Annotated in this window: 15 protein-coding genes; 4 read left to right on the plus strand and 11 right to left on the minus strand. The window is 69.7% G+C overall.

The window, feature by feature from the left end; translation table 11 throughout:
• Positions 1-187: 187 nt before the first annotated feature.
• The 6 genes from whiA to OID54_RS10070 form a co-directional block, all read right to left on the minus strand.
• Entirely contained in the window at positions 188-1,177 is a 990-nt protein-coding gene (gene whiA, locus OID54_RS10045; protein ID WP_329017067.1) for a DNA-binding protein WhiA, read from the minus strand.
• Positions 1,168-2,202, minus strand: coding sequence for a gluconeogenesis factor YvcK family protein (locus OID54_RS10050; protein ID WP_329017070.1), 1,035 nt, complete (start codon positions 2,200-2,202; stop codon positions 1,168-1,170). Before OID54_RS10050 ends, whiA begins: the two co-directional genes overlap by 10 nt.
• Complete coding sequence (gene rapZ, locus OID54_RS10055) at positions 2,199-3,137, minus strand: RNase adapter RapZ (RefSeq protein WP_329017073.1); 939 nt, start codon at positions 3,135-3,137, stop codon at positions 2,199-2,201. The genes OID54_RS10050 and rapZ overlap by 4 nt, the downstream gene beginning before the upstream one ends.
• Complete coding sequence (gene uvrC, locus OID54_RS10060; RefSeq protein ID WP_329017076.1) at positions 3,134-5,239, minus strand: excinuclease ABC subunit UvrC; 2,106 nt, start codon at positions 5,237-5,239, stop codon at positions 3,134-3,136. Before uvrC ends, rapZ begins: the two co-directional genes overlap by 4 nt.
• Positions 5,240-5,467: 228 nt before the next feature.
• On the minus strand, positions 5,468-6,307 hold the full coding sequence (locus OID54_RS10065; protein WP_329027375.1) for a hypothetical protein: 840 nt from the start codon (positions 6,305-6,307) through the stop codon (positions 5,468-5,470).
• Positions 6,308-6,312: 5 nt separating this feature from the next.
• Positions 6,313-6,918: a papain-like cysteine protease family protein gene (locus OID54_RS10070; protein WP_329017080.1), complete on the minus strand. Its 606-nt coding sequence runs from the start codon at positions 6,916-6,918 to the stop codon at positions 6,313-6,315.
• A gap of 255 nt (positions 6,919-7,173) precedes the next feature.
• Here OID54_RS10070 and OID54_RS10075 point away from each other — a divergent pair, with 255 nt between their 5' ends.
• Positions 7,174-8,103, plus strand: a complete 930-nt coding sequence (locus tag OID54_RS10075; protein WP_329017082.1) for a hypothetical protein — start codon at positions 7,174-7,176, stop codon at positions 8,101-8,103.
• 123 nt (positions 8,104-8,226) lie between these two features.
• On the opposite strand, the gene OID54_RS10080 is transcribed toward OID54_RS10075, so the two are convergent.
• Positions 8,227-8,658 (minus strand): Rieske (2Fe-2S) protein, encoded by a 432-nt coding sequence (locus tag OID54_RS10080; RefSeq protein WP_329017085.1) that lies wholly within the window; start codon positions 8,656-8,658, stop codon positions 8,227-8,229.
• Between the two features lie 161 nt (positions 8,659-8,819).
• Here OID54_RS10080 and OID54_RS10085 point away from each other — a divergent pair, with 161 nt between their 5' ends.
• Entirely contained in the window at positions 8,820-9,719 is a 900-nt protein-coding gene (locus tag OID54_RS10085; RefSeq protein ID WP_329027377.1) for a carbohydrate kinase family protein, read from the plus strand.
• A gap of 199 nt (positions 9,720-9,918) precedes the next feature.
• Here the strand turns inward: OID54_RS10085 and OID54_RS10090 are convergent, their stop codons facing one another.
• Positions 9,919-10,536, minus strand: a complete 618-nt coding sequence (locus OID54_RS10090) for a DinB family protein (RefSeq protein ID WP_329017089.1) — start codon at positions 10,534-10,536, stop codon at positions 9,919-9,921.
• 260 nt (positions 10,537-10,796) lie between these two features.
• Positions 10,797-13,928, minus strand: coding sequence for an excinuclease ABC subunit UvrA (gene uvrA / locus OID54_RS10095; RefSeq protein ID WP_329017092.1), 3,132 nt, complete (start codon positions 13,926-13,928; stop codon positions 10,797-10,799).
• Between the two features lie 283 nt (positions 13,929-14,211).
• On the opposite strand from uvrA, the gene OID54_RS10100 reads away from it, so the two are divergent.
• Together OID54_RS10100 and OID54_RS10105 are read left to right on the plus strand one after the other, a co-directional pair.
• Positions 14,212-14,922, plus strand: a complete 711-nt coding sequence (locus OID54_RS10100; RefSeq protein ID WP_329017095.1) for a maleylpyruvate isomerase family mycothiol-dependent enzyme — start codon at positions 14,212-14,214, stop codon at positions 14,920-14,922.
• A gap of 10 nt (positions 14,923-14,932) precedes the next feature.
• Positions 14,933-15,589, plus strand: coding sequence for an MBL fold metallo-hydrolase (locus tag OID54_RS10105; protein WP_329017098.1), 657 nt, complete (start codon positions 14,933-14,935; stop codon positions 15,587-15,589).
• 49 nt (positions 15,590-15,638) lie between these two features.
• Here the strand turns inward: OID54_RS10105 and OID54_RS10110 are convergent, their stop codons facing one another.
• Complete coding sequence (locus tag OID54_RS10110; RefSeq protein ID WP_329017101.1) at positions 15,639-16,934, minus strand: sensor histidine kinase; 1,296 nt, start codon at positions 16,932-16,934, stop codon at positions 15,639-15,641.
• Positions 16,935-16,984: 50 nt separating this feature from the next.
• The gene (locus tag OID54_RS10115) at positions 16,985-17,641 is read right to left on the minus strand and encodes a response regulator transcription factor (RefSeq protein ID WP_329017104.1); all 657 of its coding nucleotides are present in this window, start codon (positions 17,639-17,641) and stop codon (positions 16,985-16,987) included.
• Positions 17,642-17,708: the final 67 nt, after the last annotated feature.

The following is a 17,708-nucleotide window of genomic DNA, read 5'->3' on the forward strand; positions in this document are numbered from 1 at the left end:
AGTGGCCTTCCGTGCAACCCGATCGGGTCGGAACGGCTCGGGCGAAGGCACCGGACGGAGTCGTTCCGGCTGGAGCCAACCTGGCCGCACCATCGGGGGCGGACACGGGACACGGCACTCCGTGGAGTGCCGTGAGCGGGTCCGTTGAGCCGTCCGGCGCGATCGGGCCGGTACGGGCGTGGTGAGTTCAGCCGACGAGGCCGTCCGCCATCTCCTCGGTGAGGTTGCACTCCGTACCGGGAATCCCCAGGTCCTGCGCCCTCTTGTCGGCCATGGCCAGCAGCCGGCGGATGCGCCCCGCGACCGCGTCCTTCGTCAATGGCGGGTCGGCGAGGGCTCCCAACTCCTCCAGGGACGCCTGCTTGTGCTCCATGCGCAGTCGGCCCGCCGCTGCGAGGTGCTCGGGAACCTCCTCGCCCAGGATCTCCAACGCCCGCTGGACCCGTGCGCCGGCCGCGACCGCGGCCCGGGCGGAGCGACGGAGGTTGGCGTCGTCGAAATTGGCCAGCCGATTGGCGGTGGCCCGCACCTCGCGCCGCATCCGGCGCTCCTCCCAGGCCAGCACCGACTCATGGGCACCCAGCCTGGTCAACAGCGCGCCGATGGCGTCACCGTCACGCACGACGACCCGGTCCACACCCCGCACCTCGCGCGCCTTGGCACCGATGGAGAGTCGACGCGCCGCGCCCACCAGGGCGAGCGCCGCCTCCGGGCCGGGGCAGGTGACCTCCAGGGACGAGGAGCGACCCGGCTCGGTCAGCGATCCATGGGCCAGGAAGGCGCCGCGCCACGCCGCCTCGGCGTCGCAGGTGGCACCGGAGACGACCTGGGGCGGCAGACCCCGGATCGGTCGGCCACGGCCGTCCACCAGACCGGTCTGGCGGGCCAGCTGATCACCGCCCGCGACCACCCGGACGACATAGCGCGAGCCTCGGCGCAGCCCGCCGGGCGCCATCACCATCAGCTCCGAGCCATGGCCGAAGATCTCCAGGATGTCCCGCTTCAACCGCCGGGCGGCGATGCCGGTGTCCAGCTCCGCCTCGATCACGATCCGTCCGCTCACCAGGTGCAACCCGCCCGCGAACCGCAGGATCGCCGAAACCTCTGCTTTTCTGCAGCAGGTCCGGGTGACGGGAAGCCGGGAGATCTCGTCTTTCACCGCTGCCGTCATCGCCATGGGCCGATCCTTCCATGCATCCGAAAAATACGGTCGTACGCGGCGGCCAACAGTTCCGGGTCGTGCCGTGGAACTCTGTCGGGCGAGGCCACAGGGGCCAGCTCGACCGCGGCGCCGAGACGCTCAGCGGCATCGGCGAGCAAGCTGCGATCGGGCACGGCGGCCTCGTCGGCCAGCACCACGTCCAGTGCGAGTTTAGGCGCGTGTCGTCCCAAAACCTCCAAATGACGCTGCGGTGAGAAGCCTTCTGTTTCACCGGGCTGGGGTGCCAGATTGAGCGAGAGGACACGCCTGGCCTTGGTCTCCACCAGGGCATCCAGCAGCTCAGGCACCAGCAGGTGCGGGATGACGGAGGAGAACCAGGAACCGGGTCCGAGAACCACCCAATCGGCGTCAAGAACGGCGGCGACGGCCTCCGGTACGGCGGGGGGATCGTGCGGGACGAGATGGACGGACTGCACGTCGCCCGGGGTCAGGGCGACCGTCGCCTGCCCGCAGACCGTGTCCACGTCGAAGGGACGCGCCGGATCGTGCCCCCGGACCAGGGCCTGGAGCTCCAGCGGTACGGCGGACATGGGGAGCACCCGCCCATGGGCGCCCAGCAGCTTGCCCACCAGGTCGAGGGCTTGGACATGGTCGCCGAGCTGCTCCCACAGGGCGACGATGAGCAGATTGCCGACCGCGTGCTCATGGAGGTCGCCGTGGGACTGGAAGCGGTGCTGGATCACCCTCGACCAGGTCTGGCCCCAGTCGTCGTCCCCGCACAGGGCGGCCAGGGCCTTGCGGAGGTCGCCGGGGGGCAGTACCCCGAGCTCCTCCCGGAGCCGCCCGCTGGAGCCTCCATCGTCGGCGACGGTGACCACGGCAGTGAGGTCCCCGGTGATTCGACGCAGGGCCGCCAGCGACGCGGACAGCCCCCGACCGCCGCCGAGGGCGACGACCTTGGGCTGGGCGCCGCGTTTGCGGCCCACGGCGGTGTGCGCGGATCTGCGCAACCGCCGCAGCCGCAGGGTGTTGATGCTCACTCGCGCCCCATGTCCCGGTGGACGACGACGGTCTCGACTCCGGCTGCGGACAGCCGCGCCGCCAGCTTCTCGGAGGTGGCAACCGAGCGGTGCTTGCCGCCCGTACAGCCGACTGCGACGGTCACGTACCGCTTGCCCTCACGACGGTAGCCGGCGGCGATCAGCTGGAGCAGCTCGGTGTACTGGTCGAGGAACTCCTTGGCGCCGGGCTGGTTGAAGACGTAGTTGGACACCTCTTCGTTGCGGCCGTTGAAGGGACGCAGCTCCGGAACCCAGTGCGGGTTGGGCAGGAACCGCATGTCGACGACGAGGTCCGCGTCGACCGGCAGTCCGTACTTGAAGCCGAAGGACATCACAGTGGCCCGGAGCTCGGGCTCCTCCTCGCCCGCGAACTGGGCGTCCATCTTGGCCCGCAGTTCGTGCACGTTCAGACTGGAGGTGTCGATGACCAGGTCGGCGTCCCCGCGCAGCTCGCGCAGGAGGTCGCGCTCGGCCGCGATGCCATCGACGATCCGGCCGTCGCCCTGGAGCGGGTGCGGCCTGCGGACCGATTCGAAGCGGCGCACCAGGGCGTCGTCCGACGATTCGAGGAAGACGATTCGCCGGGTGACCTGCTTGGCGTCGAGGTCGGCGAGGGACTCGCGGAGGTTGTCGAAGAACCGCCGGCCGCGGACGTCGACGACGACCGCGATCCGGGCCACATTGCCCTGGGAGCGCGCGCCCAGCTCCACCATGGTGGGGATCAGCGCGGGCGGCAGGTTGTCGACGACGAACCATCCGAGGTCCTCCAGGCACTTGGCGGCGGTGCTGCGCCCGGCGCCGGACATACCGGAGATGATCACCAGCTCGGGAATGGCGGCTTCCGCAGCCTCGCCCGATTCGGTGGTGGTGGCCGTACTCACTTCTGCTGCTCCGTCTCCGTCGTGCTCGCTCATGCTGTGCTGCCCCCGTCGTTCTCTTCCATGATCTCTCCTGTCGCCGTGTTCACGGCAGGGGCGGCGGGTGCCGCCGCGGCAAGGGCGGCGACCACGGATTCGGCGGTCTTGCGGCCCATGCCGGGTACTTCGCAGATCTGCTCGATTGTGGCCTGTCGCAGCCGCTTGACCGAGCCGAAATGCTTGATCAACGCTTGTTTCCGGCGCTCCCCGAGACCGTGGACGGCGTCCAGGGGGCTGGTACGGATGCGTTTGGTCCGCTTGGACCGCTGGTAGCGGATGGCGAAGTCGTGGGCGGTGTCGCGCACCCGCTGGAGGAGGTAGAGGCCCTCGCTGGAGCGCGGCAGGACGACCGGATCGCTCTCGCCGGGCAGCCAGACCTCTTCCAGCCGCTTGGCGAGTCCGCAGACGGCCACGTCGTCGATGCCCAGCTCGTCCAGCGCGCGCCGGGCCGCGGCGACCTGCGGCTGCCCACCGTCCACCACGACCAGTTGCGGGGGGTACGCGAAGCGCCGAGGCCGACCGTCGTCATCGGTGGCCGGGGCGGGCTGCTCGTCCCGACCGTCCGGTCCGGCCGGGACGCCTGGGTGGGCTGGGTGGCTTGGGTCCACGGCGGCACCGGGCATGGCGTCCTGCTCGCCCGGATCGTCCGCGCCGATCCACTCACCCGTACGGTCCTTCTCAGCCAGGTAGCGGCGGAATCTGCGGCTGATCACCTCATGCATGGACCGGACGTCGTCCTGGCCCTCGCCGTGCCACACCTGGGTGTCTCCGACCCGGCCCTTGATCTGGAACCGGCGGTACTCGCTCTTGCGGGGCAACCCGTCCTCGAAGACGACCATGGAGGCCACGACGTCCTCGCCCTGGAAGTGGGAGATGTCGAAGCACTCGATCCGCAGGGGTGCCGAGTCCAGCCCGAGGGCTTCGGCGATCTCCTCCAGCGCCCGGGAGCGGGTGGTGAGATCGCTGGCGCGTTTGGTCTTATGGAGGGCCAGTGCCTGTTGGGCGTTGCGCTGGACCGTCTCCATCAGGTCCTTCTTGTCGCCGCGCTGCGGAATGCGCAGCGACACCTGGGCGCCGCGGCGCTCGCTGAGCCACTGCCCGACCGTGTCGGCCGCCTCGGGCAGCGCCGGGACCAGGACCTCCTTAGGGACGGACTCGCCGCGCTCCTCGCCGTACAGCTGCTGGAGCGCGTGTTCGACGAGGCCGGCTGTGTCGACGGCCTCGACCTTGTCCGTGACCCAGCCGCGCTGTCCGCGCACCCGTCCGCCGCGGACGTGGAAGATCTGTACGGCGGCTTCCAGCTCGTCCTCGGCCAGTGCCATCAGATCGGCGTCCGTGGCATCGGCGAGCACCACGGCGTTCTTCTCCAGGGCGCGCCGCAGGGCGTCTATGTCGTCGCGCAACCGGGCCGCGCGCTCGTACTCCATCTCCTCGGCGGCGGCCGTCATCTGCTTCTCCAGACGGCGGATGTAGGTCCCGGTGCGGCCCGCCATGAAGTCGCAGAACTCCTCGGCCAGTTCGCGGTGCTCTTCGGCGGTGACCCGCCCCACGCACGGTGCCGAGCACTTGCCGATGTAGCCGAGGAGGCAGGGCCGGCCCTTTTGCTGGTGGTTCTTCAACACGCCGGCCGAGCAGGTCCGTACGGGAAAGACCCGCAGCATCAGGTCGACGGTCTCGCGGATGGCCCACGCCTGGCCGTACGGGCCGAAGTAGCGCACGCCCTTACGCTTGGCCCCGCGCATGACCTGGACCCGCGGGAACTCCTCGTTCAGCGTGACCGCGAGGTAGGGATAGCTCTTGTCGTCGCGGTACTTGACGTTGAACCGGGGGTCGTACTCCTTGATCCAGGAGTACTCCAACTGGAGGGCCTCGACCTCGGTGGAGACAACCGTCCATTCCACCGATGCCGCGGTGGTGACCATGGTGGCCGTGCGCGGGTGCAGATTCGCCAGGTCCTGGAAGTAGCTGGCGAGGCGCTGGCGCAGGCTCTTGGCCTTCCCGACGTAGATCACCCGCCGGTGCTCGTCGCGGAACTTGTAGACCCCCGGGGAGTCGGGGATCTCTCCCGGCTTGGGACGGTAGCTGGAGGGGTCTGCCATACCGTCCACCCTACTGGCGGGGGCTGACAGTCAGGCCACGTCAGGGCATGACCGCGAGGCCGGTGCTCAGGGGAGCACCGGCCCCGCGCCATGGGCCGGGCGGCGTTGTGCGCGGCAGGCCGCGACGGCGGTGGGGGCCGTCACAGCAGGGGGGTTCCGCAGCGGGTTCGACGCCCGATCGTGGTTCGGGCGCCCGCCACCTGCTGGGGTGGCGGGCGCCCCTGGCACTCAGCCGCGGCGGCGGAGCCTCAGCGCCGTCACCCCGCACAGGGAGACGGCGAGGACGGCGCCCGCGCCCGCCGTGACCGAGGAGACCGTGAGCGCGCCGGCATCGCGCTCATCGACGGCCTGGGAGGACCCGGCGGCGGCCCGGGGCTCCGGTGCCGACTGGTCGTAACCGCCGGCCACACCCTTCTTCGCGTAGGTGGAGCCGGGGAGCTTGTCGCCGTAGGCGGCGCGCACCCGGTTCCCGTAGGCGGCGAGGGTGGTGCCCTTGCTGCCGACCGCGCGGATCGCGTCCTCGTCGAGCGGGAGGACCTTGGTGCCCTTGCTGACGTACCAGGCGTCGATCTGCGGTTCCTTGAAGACGGTGCCGCCGGCCAACTTGGCGGCGCCCAGTTGGGCGTACCGGAGTTCGTCGTCGCCGGTGGCTATGTTCACCACCTGCCAGGCGGAACCCACCCGGGCCGCCCAGACGGACGCCTTCTGGCCGTCGGACGAAACGGCCTTGGTGGCGACGAACTCCAGTTGGGCCACGGATGCGCCGGCCCTACCCGCGACGAACGCGGGCGACAGGGTGTGGACGGGGACCGTTGCGCCCTCCGCACGGGGAGCCGCGGCCGATCTGGCGACGGCCCCGTCACGGGCGAAGAACCGGGAGAGGGTGTCGAGGGTCGCCGGAGCAGTGGCGGCCTTGCGGGCCTCGGTGAGGTCCGCCGCCGCTGCCGTGAGGCTCGGTGTGCTGTCGGCGGCGGCCGTGGAGGCGCCCGCGAGGGTGCCGGCCGTGCCCAACGCGATGCAGGCGGCGACCGCGGCGGTCAGCCGGGGTGCTCTAGACGTCGGCTTCATCGCGCTCACGCCCCGATCCGGTAGAGCGAGTGGGTCCAGGAGTGACTGCTGTTGTTGATGTACCAGGCGTGGGATGCCCAGTTGTACCGTCCGCTGGAGGGCCAGGGATCGCCCCAGTAGACCCAGCTGCTGGCGGTGTCGTAGCCGTAGATCACATGCATGTGACCACCGCCGCTGGACCACTGGATACGGGTCTCTATCGGACGGTTGGAGTTGATTTCGGTCTGGACTGTGGAGTAGTTCAGCCAGCCGGTGACGTAGGAGCCGGGGTTGATGCCCGCCCAGCGCAACCCGGTCTGCACATTGCCGAGCGTGGCCTGGTTGTTGGGGCACTCGGTGTTCTGCGACCGGTTGAAGGCGGCGTTGCAGAACTGGTTCTGCGAGTAGGTACGGCCGTAGAACGTGGCGATCGTGTTGCCGGCTGCGGCCCAGCACCAGTTGGTCTTCAACTGGGCCTGCATGGTGATGTTGAGCCGCTTGCTGGCCAGTGCGGCCTGGGCGGAGCCGCCGTCGGTCGCCGGTGTGGCGGCGACGGCCGAGGACAGGGGCAGGGTGACGAGGGCGGCGAGGACTGCCGCCATCGCGGCAAGTCGTCTCCTGGTACTGCGCATCGCGGTCCTCCCTGAGGGATGGTGAGGGGTGGAGGAGCGCGTCCGGACGCTGCTGGTTGAGCATCGATCCTTGTCGCGAGCAGGTCAACACGCTTCAATGCGGGAGACATGGAGCTGTGAACGTGACGGCCAGGATGTGAACGGATGAGTCCCGCCCCACCTGGACGGCCGTGATCGCCTGGCCACAGGGCACACCCCGGTCGTGAACATTCACTGTCCTCCGTGCAGGGAACACGCACCTGGGGAGAGGCACTCATGGGTCATACCGAAGCCGATCTGGCGCAGGTGCTGCACACCGGCCCCTTCCATCTGGCGCTCAGGGCGGCGCTGGCCGTGCGCGGGCTGCCCCTGCACCGCGTCCAGCACCACCTCGCCCACCGCGGCATCAAGGTCGGGGTGACGAGCCTCAGCTACTGGCAGCAGGGAGCCCGCCGACCGCAGCGCCCCGAGTCGCTACGAGCCGTGCGGGCCCTCGAAGACGTACTGTCGCTGCCCGGCAACTCCCTGCTGAGACTGCTCGACGGTGAGAACAGCGCCCGCTCGGACGTCGAACGCCCCGCCTCGCGCTCCTACCGCTCCCTGCTGGAGGTCTCGGACACGGTCGAGCGACTGCTCGCCGACCTGGAGGCACCCACCGACGGCGGACTGCACACCGTCGGCCACCACGAAAGGGTGCGGATCGGGGCCCGGCGGCAACTGCTGGCGCGCGCCTCACAGCACGTCGTCCGCGCCCACCGCGACGGGATCGACCGCTATCTCGCCATCCACCACGGCGAAGTCGGATGCGATCCCGAACGGATCGAGGTCACCGCACGGGAGAACTGCCGTACCGGACGGGTCCGCTCGGACCGGGACACTGGGGTGGTCGTCGCGGAGCTCCTCTTCGACGCCCGGCTGCGGGCCGGTGACACGTACCTCTTCAGCTACGGGTTCGAGGACGGAACGGGCGGTCCGAGCGGCGAATACGTGCGGGGCTTCACCTATGCGGGCGGGCAGTACGTGCTCCAGGTGGCCTTCGACGAGGGGGCGCTGCCGGTGCGCTGCCGCCGGTTCGCCCAGGCCACGACCGGTGCGCCACGCGGCGCCAGAACGGATCTGACACTCAGCGGGCAGCACCGCACGGTCCATCTCGTCGAGCAGGGGGTACGGCCCGGGATCCTCGGGATCGACTGGGACTGGGATTGATCGATGCCCACGGTCAGTGCCCGCAGGGGGCCGGGCCGAGCCCGGCATCCGACCGGTACCGGGGGCGGCCAGCCCGGCCCCGGCGCCCTTCGGCATGGGCGGTGCTCAGCTCTTGGGCGCTTCTCAGCTCTGAGGGCCGGCGATTAGTCGCCCGTTCTCGGCCTTGATCGGGACGGCGGGGAGTGGCACGGTCGCGGGCCCCTGGAGCGCCTCGCCGGTGGTCACGTCGAAGCGGCTGCCGTGGCAGGGGCAGTTGCCCTCGTTCTCCACGATCTTGTCCAGCACGCAACCCGCATGGGTGCACTGGGCGCTGAATGCCTTGTACTCGCCTGCGGCGGGGCAGCTCACCAGGAGGCGCTGCTCACGGTAGAGCTTGGACCCGCCGACCGGGACGGCGTCCGCCGCGCCCAGTTCCACCGGCGCGGTGGGAACCGGGTTCTTGGCGTGTCCGAGCTTGGATTCGGTGGAGCAGGCGGCGACCCCCAGACCGGCGGCCCCGGCGAGGGCCGCGCCTTTCAGCACGGTGCGACGGGCGGCTGGGGAGTGGCCGGACATGAGGACTCCACGCTTTCGATCATGGGGCGGGGTGTCGCCCGGACGGGCGGTGCTGGTGCCGTGGCGACAGAGCCGACAATACCGACGCCGACCGCTGGGCCGATGAGCGGGCTCCCCTCCCCGACCCAAGTCTCAGGAGTCCCATGCGTTACTTTCGGTCGGTGATCGTCGTCGCCGGAGAGTCCCTGATCGACCTGGTCCCGCATGCAGAGGGAACGGGGCTCGCACCCCTGCTTCCCCGCCTCGGCGGCGGACCGTACAACACCGCGGTGGCCCTGGGGCGGCTCGGCGCACCGGTGGCGTTCTGCTCGCGCATGTCGACCGACGGCTTCGGCGACGCCCTGCTCGCCGGGCTGCACGGCGCCGGTGTGGACACCTCGCTCGTGGTGCGCGGCCCGGAACCGACGACGCTGGCGGTCGCCACCGTGGGCGCGGACGGCTCGGCGGGATACACGTTCTACGCCGAAGGCACCGCCGACCGTCTCTTCGAGCTGCCCCCGTCACTGCCCCCTCAGGTGCGCGCGGTGGCCCTGGGCACCTGCTCGCTGGTGCTGGAGCCGGCCGCGACGGACTACGAGACCTTGCTGCGGCGGGAGGCGCGGCGCGGACTAGTGACGCTCCTCGACCCCAATGTGCGGCCGGGTCTGATCCCCGACCCGGATGCGTACCGGAAGCGGTTTTCGAGCTGGTTGCCCGATGTGTCGCTGCTGAAGCTCTCGGAGGAGGACGCCCACTGGCTGGGAGGCGTGCCGCAGGGCCCCGGTGCCGTGGTGCTGACACGGGGCGGGGCGGGCCTGACCGTTTGGACCCGCCATGGCGTGGAAGTGTCGGTTCCGGCCACTGCGGTGAAGGTCGTGGACACCATCGGGGCCGGCGACACGGTGAACGCCGCCCTGCTCCACGCTCTGGCCGTCCGGGACGCCCTCTCACCGCACGCACTGTCGGCCCTGGACGCGGACGGCTGGCGCGAGGTGCTGGAGTTCGCCGCCCGGGCGGCGGCGGTGACGTGCTCCCGATCCGGCGCCCAACCGCCGTACGCCCATGAGCTGGGTGGCAGCTAGCGAACCGGCGTGTCACGGCTGAGGCGGATGTGGGCTGCTGGCTCGTGTCCGGGCGGTACTGATGAGTCGATGCGGGCCCGGTCCCGTGCCGACTTCGGGGATCGGACCAGAAGGGGATCGGACCAGGAGGGGGAGTCCTGCGCCCTGGACGGGTGCGGTGCGGCGGGCGGGCTGTCGGACGGGCACGAGGTCGGGCGGGTCAGTGGTGCGAGACCCGGTACAGATCGCGCAGCAGGGCGATCTCCGCCCCGTGGTGCAACAACTCCTGGTTGACCCACCACACGATGTCGATGAACGGCTCCTCCGCATCGCTGCCATGCGGATAGGTGCAGTACCCCACGGTGTCCAGAGCGGTGTCGTCGACGTTCGACAGGGCCCGACGCCAGGCGGTGGCTCCCGCACCGAAGGCCGCCATCGCCCCCCTTGCGTCCGCCTCGACCGGATGGTCGTCCCGGGTGAGCACATGGCTGCCGGCCGTGTGGTCAGCCCGCAGGGCGAGCATCTCGGTGAGGTGGCTGAGGCGCCATGCGATGGTCGTGAAGGGCGGCGGCCAGGGATGCGGATACGCCGCCCCGTCGCGCCCCCACTCCCCCGCACCGGCCAACAGCGTTGCGCGCGGCCCGGGCCCGTCCGTGCGTCGCCGAACGGACCAGCAGTCCGGCGTCGGCTCCCAGCAGTACTCCCGGTCGGTCATGGGGCCGACCTCGGTGTCCGTCCCGTCGCCGCTGTCCATGACAGGCCCGGCCAGCCGGTTGGCGAGGCGTTCGTGTGCGAAGTCGAACTGCTCCAGCAAGGGGACCAGACGGGGTGGGATCACTGCGACGCTCCTATGGGCGGACCGGGTCGGCTGAGGGAGGGTCGATCCGCAGACCGCGAGCCTGCCACACCCTGCTTTCCCGCCGCGCCCCAGTTCTCTGGGCGCCTCGGCTGGGGAAACCGTGAGGGGGGCATACGGTTCGAGCCGGTGCTTCCCGCTGCCACGACCGTTGGTGTGGTGGCGAGAAGCACCGGCTCGGCGCTCAGTCCGATTCCGACCGACGAAGGTGATTCCGACGGTCGGAGTCGAGACTCATGAACTTATGCCTTGCGGGCCCGCGCGGTCTTCGTCGCGGCGGTCTTGCGCACGGCGGCTGACTTGGCAGCCGATTTAGCCGCCGTCTTCTGCGGGGCTGCGGTCTTGGTCGCCGGCGTCTTGGTCGCCGCCGTCTTGGTCGCCGCAGCCTTGGTCGCGGTCTTGGTCACCGCAGCCTTGGCCGCCGTCGACTTCGCTGCCGTGGCCTTGGTGGTCGCCTTCCTCGCGGTCGTCTTCGCAGCCGTCTTCCGAGTGCTCGACCGGGTCTGTGGCATCGCCGCGTCGCTGATCCGATCAGCATCCAGGATCTCCCGCAGGAACTTCCCGGTGTGGCTGGTGGGAACTGCGGCGACCTGCTCGGGGCTACCCTCGGCGATCACCAGACCGCCACCGCTACCGCCCTCGGGGCCCATGTCCAGGACCCAGTCGGCGGTCTTGATCACATCGAGGTTGTGCTCGATGACGATGACGGTGTTGCCCTTGTCCACCAGTCCCGAGAGAACCGTGATCAGCTTGCTGATGTCCTCGAAGTGCAGTCCGGTGGTGGGCTCGTCGAGCACATAGACCGTGCTGCCCGTGGAACGCTTTTGCAGCTCGGAGGCCAACTTGACCCGCTGGGCCTCGCCACCGGAGAGCGTCGGCGCGGACTGCCCGAGCCGGACATAGCCCAGACCCACCTCGTTCAACGTCTTCAGATGGCGGGCGATGGTCGGCACCGCCTCGAAGAAGCTCAGTGCCTCCTCGATCGGCATGTCCAGCACCTCGGCGATGGACTTGCCCTTGTAGTGGACTTCCAGCGTCTCCCGGTTGTAGCGCGCACCGTGACAGACCTCGCACGGCACATAGACGTCCGGCAGGAAGTTCATCTCGATCTTGATGGTGCCGTCGCCGGAGCAGTTCTCGCAGCGGCCCCCCTTGACGTTGAAAGAGAACCGGCCGGGGAGATATCCGCGGACCTTGGCCTCCATCGTCTCCGCGAACAGCCTGCGGACGTGGTCGAAGACACCGGTGTACGTGGCCGGGTTCGACCGGGGCGTACGTCCGATGGGCGACTGGTCGACGTGGACGACCTTGTCGACGAGATCGTCGCCCTCGACCCGGGTGTGCCGACCGGGGACCGACTTCGCACCGTTGAGCTCGCGCGCCAGATGCGTGTAGAGGATGTCGTTGACCAGGGTGGACTTGCCCGAGCCCGACACACCCGTGACAGCGGTGAGCACCCCGAGCGGGAACGCGACGTCGATGTCGCGGAGGTTGTTCTCCCGGGCGCCGTGGACCGTGAGCTGACGGGTGGGATCCACGGGTCTGCGGATCTCCGGGGTCGGGATGAACCGCTTCCCCGCGAGGTACTGCCCGGTCATGGACTCCTTGTTGGCCAGGAGCTCCTTGAGCGGTCCGGAGTGCACCACCTCGCCGCCGTGCTCACCGGCGCCGGGGCCGATGTCGACCACCCAGTCGGCCACCTTGATCGTGTCCTCGTCGTGCTCGACGACGATCAGGGTGTTGCCCATGTCACGAAGCCGGACGAGCGTCTCGATCAACCGGTGGTTGTCCCGCTGGTGCAGACCGATGGACGGCTCGTCGAGGACGTAGAGCACCCCGACGAGTCCGGAGCCGATCTGGGTCGCGAGACGGATGCGCTGCGCCTCGCCTCCGGAGAGCGTGCCGGCGGCGCGGTTCAGCGAGAGGTAGTCCAGGCCGACGTCGACGAGGAAGCGCAGCCTCTCGTTGACCTCCTTGAGCACCCGCTCGGCGATCTTCTTGTCCCGGGTGTTCAGCTTCAGCCGACCGAGGAACTCGGCACAGTCGCTGATCGACATGGCGGAGACGTCGGCGATCGACTTCTCCATCACCGTGACCGCGAGAACGATCGGCTTCAGCCGCGTGCCCTGACAGGTCGGACAGGGCACCTCGCGCATATAGCCCTCGAAGCGCTCCCTGCTGGTGTCGCTCTCGGCCTCCTGGTGCCGCCTGCGCACGAACTGGACGGCGCCTTCGAACGCCGGGGTGGTGTAGGCGCGCTCCCGACCGTACCGATTGCGGTAGCGGACCTCGACCTGGGTCTTGTGCCCGTGCAGCAGGGCCTTCTTGGCCCGCTGCGGCAGCCCGGCCCAGGGCATGTCGGTGGAGAAGCCCAGCGCTTTCGACAGCCCGCCGATCAGTCGCCCGAAGTACTCCTTGGTGTGACCGTGCGACCAGGGGTGGATCGCCCCCTCGTCCAGCGACTTGTCCTCGTCGGGGACGATCAGCTCGGGATCGACCTCCATACGGGTGCCGATGCCGGTGCAGTCGGGGCAGGCACCGAACGGAGAGTTGAACGAGAAGGACCGCGGCTCCAGCTCCTCGAACGACAGATCGTCGTACGGGCAATACAGGTGCTCCGAGTACATCCGCTCGCGCTCGGGGTCGTCCTCGGGCAGGTCCACGAAGTCCAGGACCACCATGCCGCCGGCGAGCCCGAGGGCGGTCTCGACGGAGTCGGTCAGCCGCCGCTTGGCGCCGTCCTTGACCGTGAGGCGGTCGATCACCACCTCGATGGTGTGCTTCTCCTGCTTCTTCAGCGTCGGCGGCTCGGCGAGCTGGATGGTCTGCCCGTCCACCCTGGCCCTGCTGTACCCCTTCGTCTGAAGATCAGCGAAGAGATCGACGAACTCCCCCTTGCGCTCGCGCACCAGCGGGGAGAGCACCTGAAAGCGGCTGCCCTCGGGCAGCTCCAGGACCCTGTCCACGATTGCCTGCGGCGACTGGCGCGTGATGGGGCGCCCGCACTCGGGGCAGTGAGGCTTGCCGATCCTGGCGAACAGCAGCCGGAGGTAGTCGTAGACCTCGGTGATCGTGCCGACCGTGGAGCGGGGGTTACGGGAGGTCGACTTCTGGTCGATGGAGACGGCCGGGGACAGCCCCTCGATGAAGTCGACGTCGGGCTTGTCCATCTGCCCCAGAAACTGGCGGGCGTAGGACGACAGGGATTCCACATAGCGGCGCTGGCCCTCGGCGAAGATCGTGTCGAAGGCGAGCGAGGACTTGCCGGACCCCGAGAGCCCCGTGAACACGATCAGGGAGTCACGGGGGAGGTCGAGCGAGACGTTCTTGAGGTTGTGCTCGCGAGCGCCACGGACGATGAGACGGTCGGCCACGCCGGGTCCGCACCTTTCTAGAGAGACCTGGGGAAGATCAAAGGAGGTCCTGAAGGTCATGGGCAGGACGAGGGAAGTGAGGGTGGCTGCCCCGACCCGGACTGCTCCAGCCTTCCAGCGTAAAGCGGACCGTCAAATATGTCGGAATACCGCTGCATGGACTGAAGGGATCGAGTGCCTGAGAACCAAGGATGCCTCTCCCCAGGCTATAGCACGCACATTCGATTTACGGCCGCCGGAAGCCACCTTCACCCGAATGAGTGGCCGGGCTAGGGTCGGGCCCATGATCGATCCCCAACGTGACCTGGCCTCCCTCCACGACGCGACCGAGCGGCTGCTGAGCGCCACCGCCGCCCTGGACAACGCCCGCCTCGCCGGACCGTCACGGCTGCCCGGCTGGAGCCGCGGCCATGTGCTCGCCCACCTGGCCCGAAATGCCGACGCCCTCGTCAAGGTGCTCGAAGGGCGCCCGATGTACGAGAGCGCCACGGCCCGCGATGAGGACATCGAGCGGGACGCCCCCCGCCCGCTCTCCACACAGCTCGATGACGTCCGCGACAGCGCCGCACGCTTCCGGGAGGCGGGCGCCCGCCCCGCCGACTGGGACCGCACCGTCGAGCTGCGCAACGGCGTCACCGACTCGGCGTCCCGCGTGCCCTTCCGCAGGCTCGTCGAGGTCGAGCTGCACCATGTCGACCTGGACATCGGCTACGAGCTGGAGCACCTGCCGGCCGGCTTCACCGCCCGGGAGATCACGTTCCTGACCGAGCGGTTCGCGGGCCACCCTGAGGTCCCCCCGATCCATGTGGTCGAAGTCGCCGGCACCAGTGACTGGCACACGGGAGGCACCCGGGGAGAGCCCGTCAGGGTCGCCGGACCGGCGCCGGTGCTGCTGGGGTGGCTCGCGGGCCGGCGCGCCGGGGCGGAGCTGATGGAACTGACCGTCGGCGGCACTGCTCCCGGCGCCACTCCACCCGTGTTGCCCCCGCTATAGGCTGCCCACCATGACGTACAGCGGTGTGGTGAAGGTCGGCGGACCGGCAGATGTGCACGAGCTGACCGATCTGATGATCTCCAAGGTCACGGTCGGCCCGATGGACAACAACTGCTACCTGTTGCGCTGCCGGGCGACCGGCGAGCAGTTGCTCATCGACGCGGCCAATGACCCGCAGACCCTGCTCCAGTTGATCGGGGACGACTCCATCGCCTCGGTGGTCACCACGCATCGCCACGGCGACCACTGGCAGGCGCTAGGCGAGGTGGTCGCCGCCACGGGTGCGCGCACCTATGCCGGCGCCTTGGACGCCGAAGGCATCCCGGTCCCCACCGACGTACGGGTCAATGACTTGGACACCATCCTGGTGGGCAGAGTGGAGTTGACCGCCCGGCATCTCGTGGGGCACACCCCAGGGTCCATCGCCCTGGTCTTCGACGATCCGCACGGACACCCCCACGTCTTCACCGGTGACTGCCTGTTCCCCGGCGGAGTGGGCAACACCCGCAAGGACCCCGAGGCGTTCGCCAACCTCCTCCACGACGTGGAGACCAAACTTTTCGCCCCACTGCCGGACGAGACCTGGGTCTATCCGGGGCACGGCAAGGACACCACTTTGGGCGCGGAGCGCCCGCACCTGTCCGAGTGGCGCGAACGGGGCTGGTGACCGAGATCCATCGGGGGTTCCGCAGGGGCCCACAGCGGAGCCTTGCCGGTCAGGCCGGCAAGGTCGCCGTCACCACCAACCCGCCCCCCGCCCGGGGAGTAGCGTCGACCGTTCCGCCGTGCGCACGGGCCACTGCCCGGACGATCGAGAGGCCGAGCCCTGCACCCTTGGCGCTGACCAGGCGATCGGCCCCCAGCCGACGGAACGGCTCGAAGAGCCCGGGTATGTCGTACGGCGGCACCACGGGCCCGGTGTTGGAGACCTCGACCTCCGCGGCTCCGTCGGCCCCGGTGCGACTGACGACGTACAAGGCGCCCCCGTCGCCGGCGTTGTGACGGATGCCGTTCTCCACGAGGTTGTGCACCATCCGTTCGAGCAATAGGGCGTCACCCGTGGTGAGCGCCTCCTGCGCGCACTCGTGCACGGTGATCCCGGCCCGGCGCGCCTCCGCTGCGGTCTGGGACACCACATGGGTGACGATGTCGGCCAGATCGACGGGCAGCCGATCGGCGATCTCGTTCTCCGAGTCGGCGAGCAGCAACAGCCCGCTGATCAACCGCTCATGTCTGCTGTTGATCTCCAAGAGGCTCTCACCGAGTTGTCGCACGTCTTCCGACGCCGTTCTGCGGTGCATGGCCACTTCGACGAGAGCCCGTCCCAGCGTGAGCGGAGTGCGCAGTTCATGGGAGGCGTTGGCCACGAAGCGGCGCTGGCCGTCGAAGGAGCGGTCGAGGCGCTCGACCATGGTGTCGAAGGTGTCGGCCAGGTCCTTCACCTCGTCGTCGGGGCCCTGCAACGCGATGCGTTCGTGTAGTCCCCGGCCCGCGGCGGGGGCGGCTGCGATGCGCCGGGCGGTCTCGGTGACCCGGTGCAGCGGGGCGAGCACCCGCCCGGCCACCAGCCAACCGACGACGGCAGCCGTGCCGCCCACCACCACCAGCGCGACGCCTCCCTGGGCCAGTAGGGAGGTGACGGCCGCGTCCTGGATCACTTCCCGCTGCTCCTTGAGCCAGACGCCGGGCAGATCGCTGGGAACGACCTGCCCGTGGCGGTCATAGAAGGTGGTCGGGGGAGCGCCGGGTGCGGGCGATCTCATCAGCCCGGGCGTCGAAGCCGAAGCTTGCTGGGACGGCACGGCCGTGGCACGCGGCGATGACGGGATGGCCGTGGCAGGCGGCGATGCCAGCGACGACGGTGCCGCCTGGTTCAGCGACTTCTCGATGACCTTGGGGCTGACGCGGTTGAGCTCCTGGTTGAAGAAGACGTAGACCGTTGCGAGGATCACCACCCCGGCGACCATGAACAGTCCGCCGTAGATCAGGGTGAGTCGGGTCCGCAAACGCATCCGGCGCAGTCCGTGCCGGTGCGTCCCATGCCTCCGGGCGCCGGTGGACCTCATGGGATGCGGTACCCCGCTCCTGTGATCGTTTCCACGACGGGCGGGCCGCCGAGCTTGCGGCGGAGTTTGAGGACGGCCAGGCGTACGGCCCCGGTGAACGGGTCGGCGTGCTCGTCCCACGCCTTCTCCAGCAGCATTTCGGCGGAGACCACGGCACCCTCCGCGCGCAGCAGTTCGCTGAGTACGGCGAACTCCTTGCGGGACAGGGGCACATAGCGGCCGTCCCGGAACACCTCGCGTCGGGCGGGATCGAGGCTGATGCCGGCCCTGCGCAGCACGGGTGGCACCGCGGGTCGGCAACGGCGCCCGAGCGCTTGGATACGGGCGGAGAGCTCCGCGAACGCGAACGGCTTGGTGAGGTAGTCGTCCGCACCGATCCCCAGGCCCCGTACCCGGTCCGCCACCTCGGCGGCGGCGGTGAGCATCAGTACGCGGGCCGCGGCGCCGGAGTCGACGAGCCGACGGCACACCTCGTCCCCGTGGACGACAGGCAGGTCGCGATCGAGGACGATCACGTCGTAGTCGTTCACTGTGGCCCGCTCCAGCGCGGCGGCGCCGTCGAGTGCGATGTCGACCGCGTGCGTCTCCTCGCGCAGCCACTCCGCGATGGCGTCGGCCAGTACGGGCTCGTCCTCGACCACCAGTACGCGCACGTGTGGCTCCCTTCCCCTGGTCCGCCGTATCCCGTCCCCGCGCGCCGAGTTGGTCGAACGGGTGCGG

Origin of the sequence: Streptomyces sp. NBC_00690 (assembly GCF_036226685.1) — a bacterium.
Taxonomy (GTDB): Bacteria; Actinomycetota; Actinomycetes; order Streptomycetales; family Streptomycetaceae; genus Streptomyces.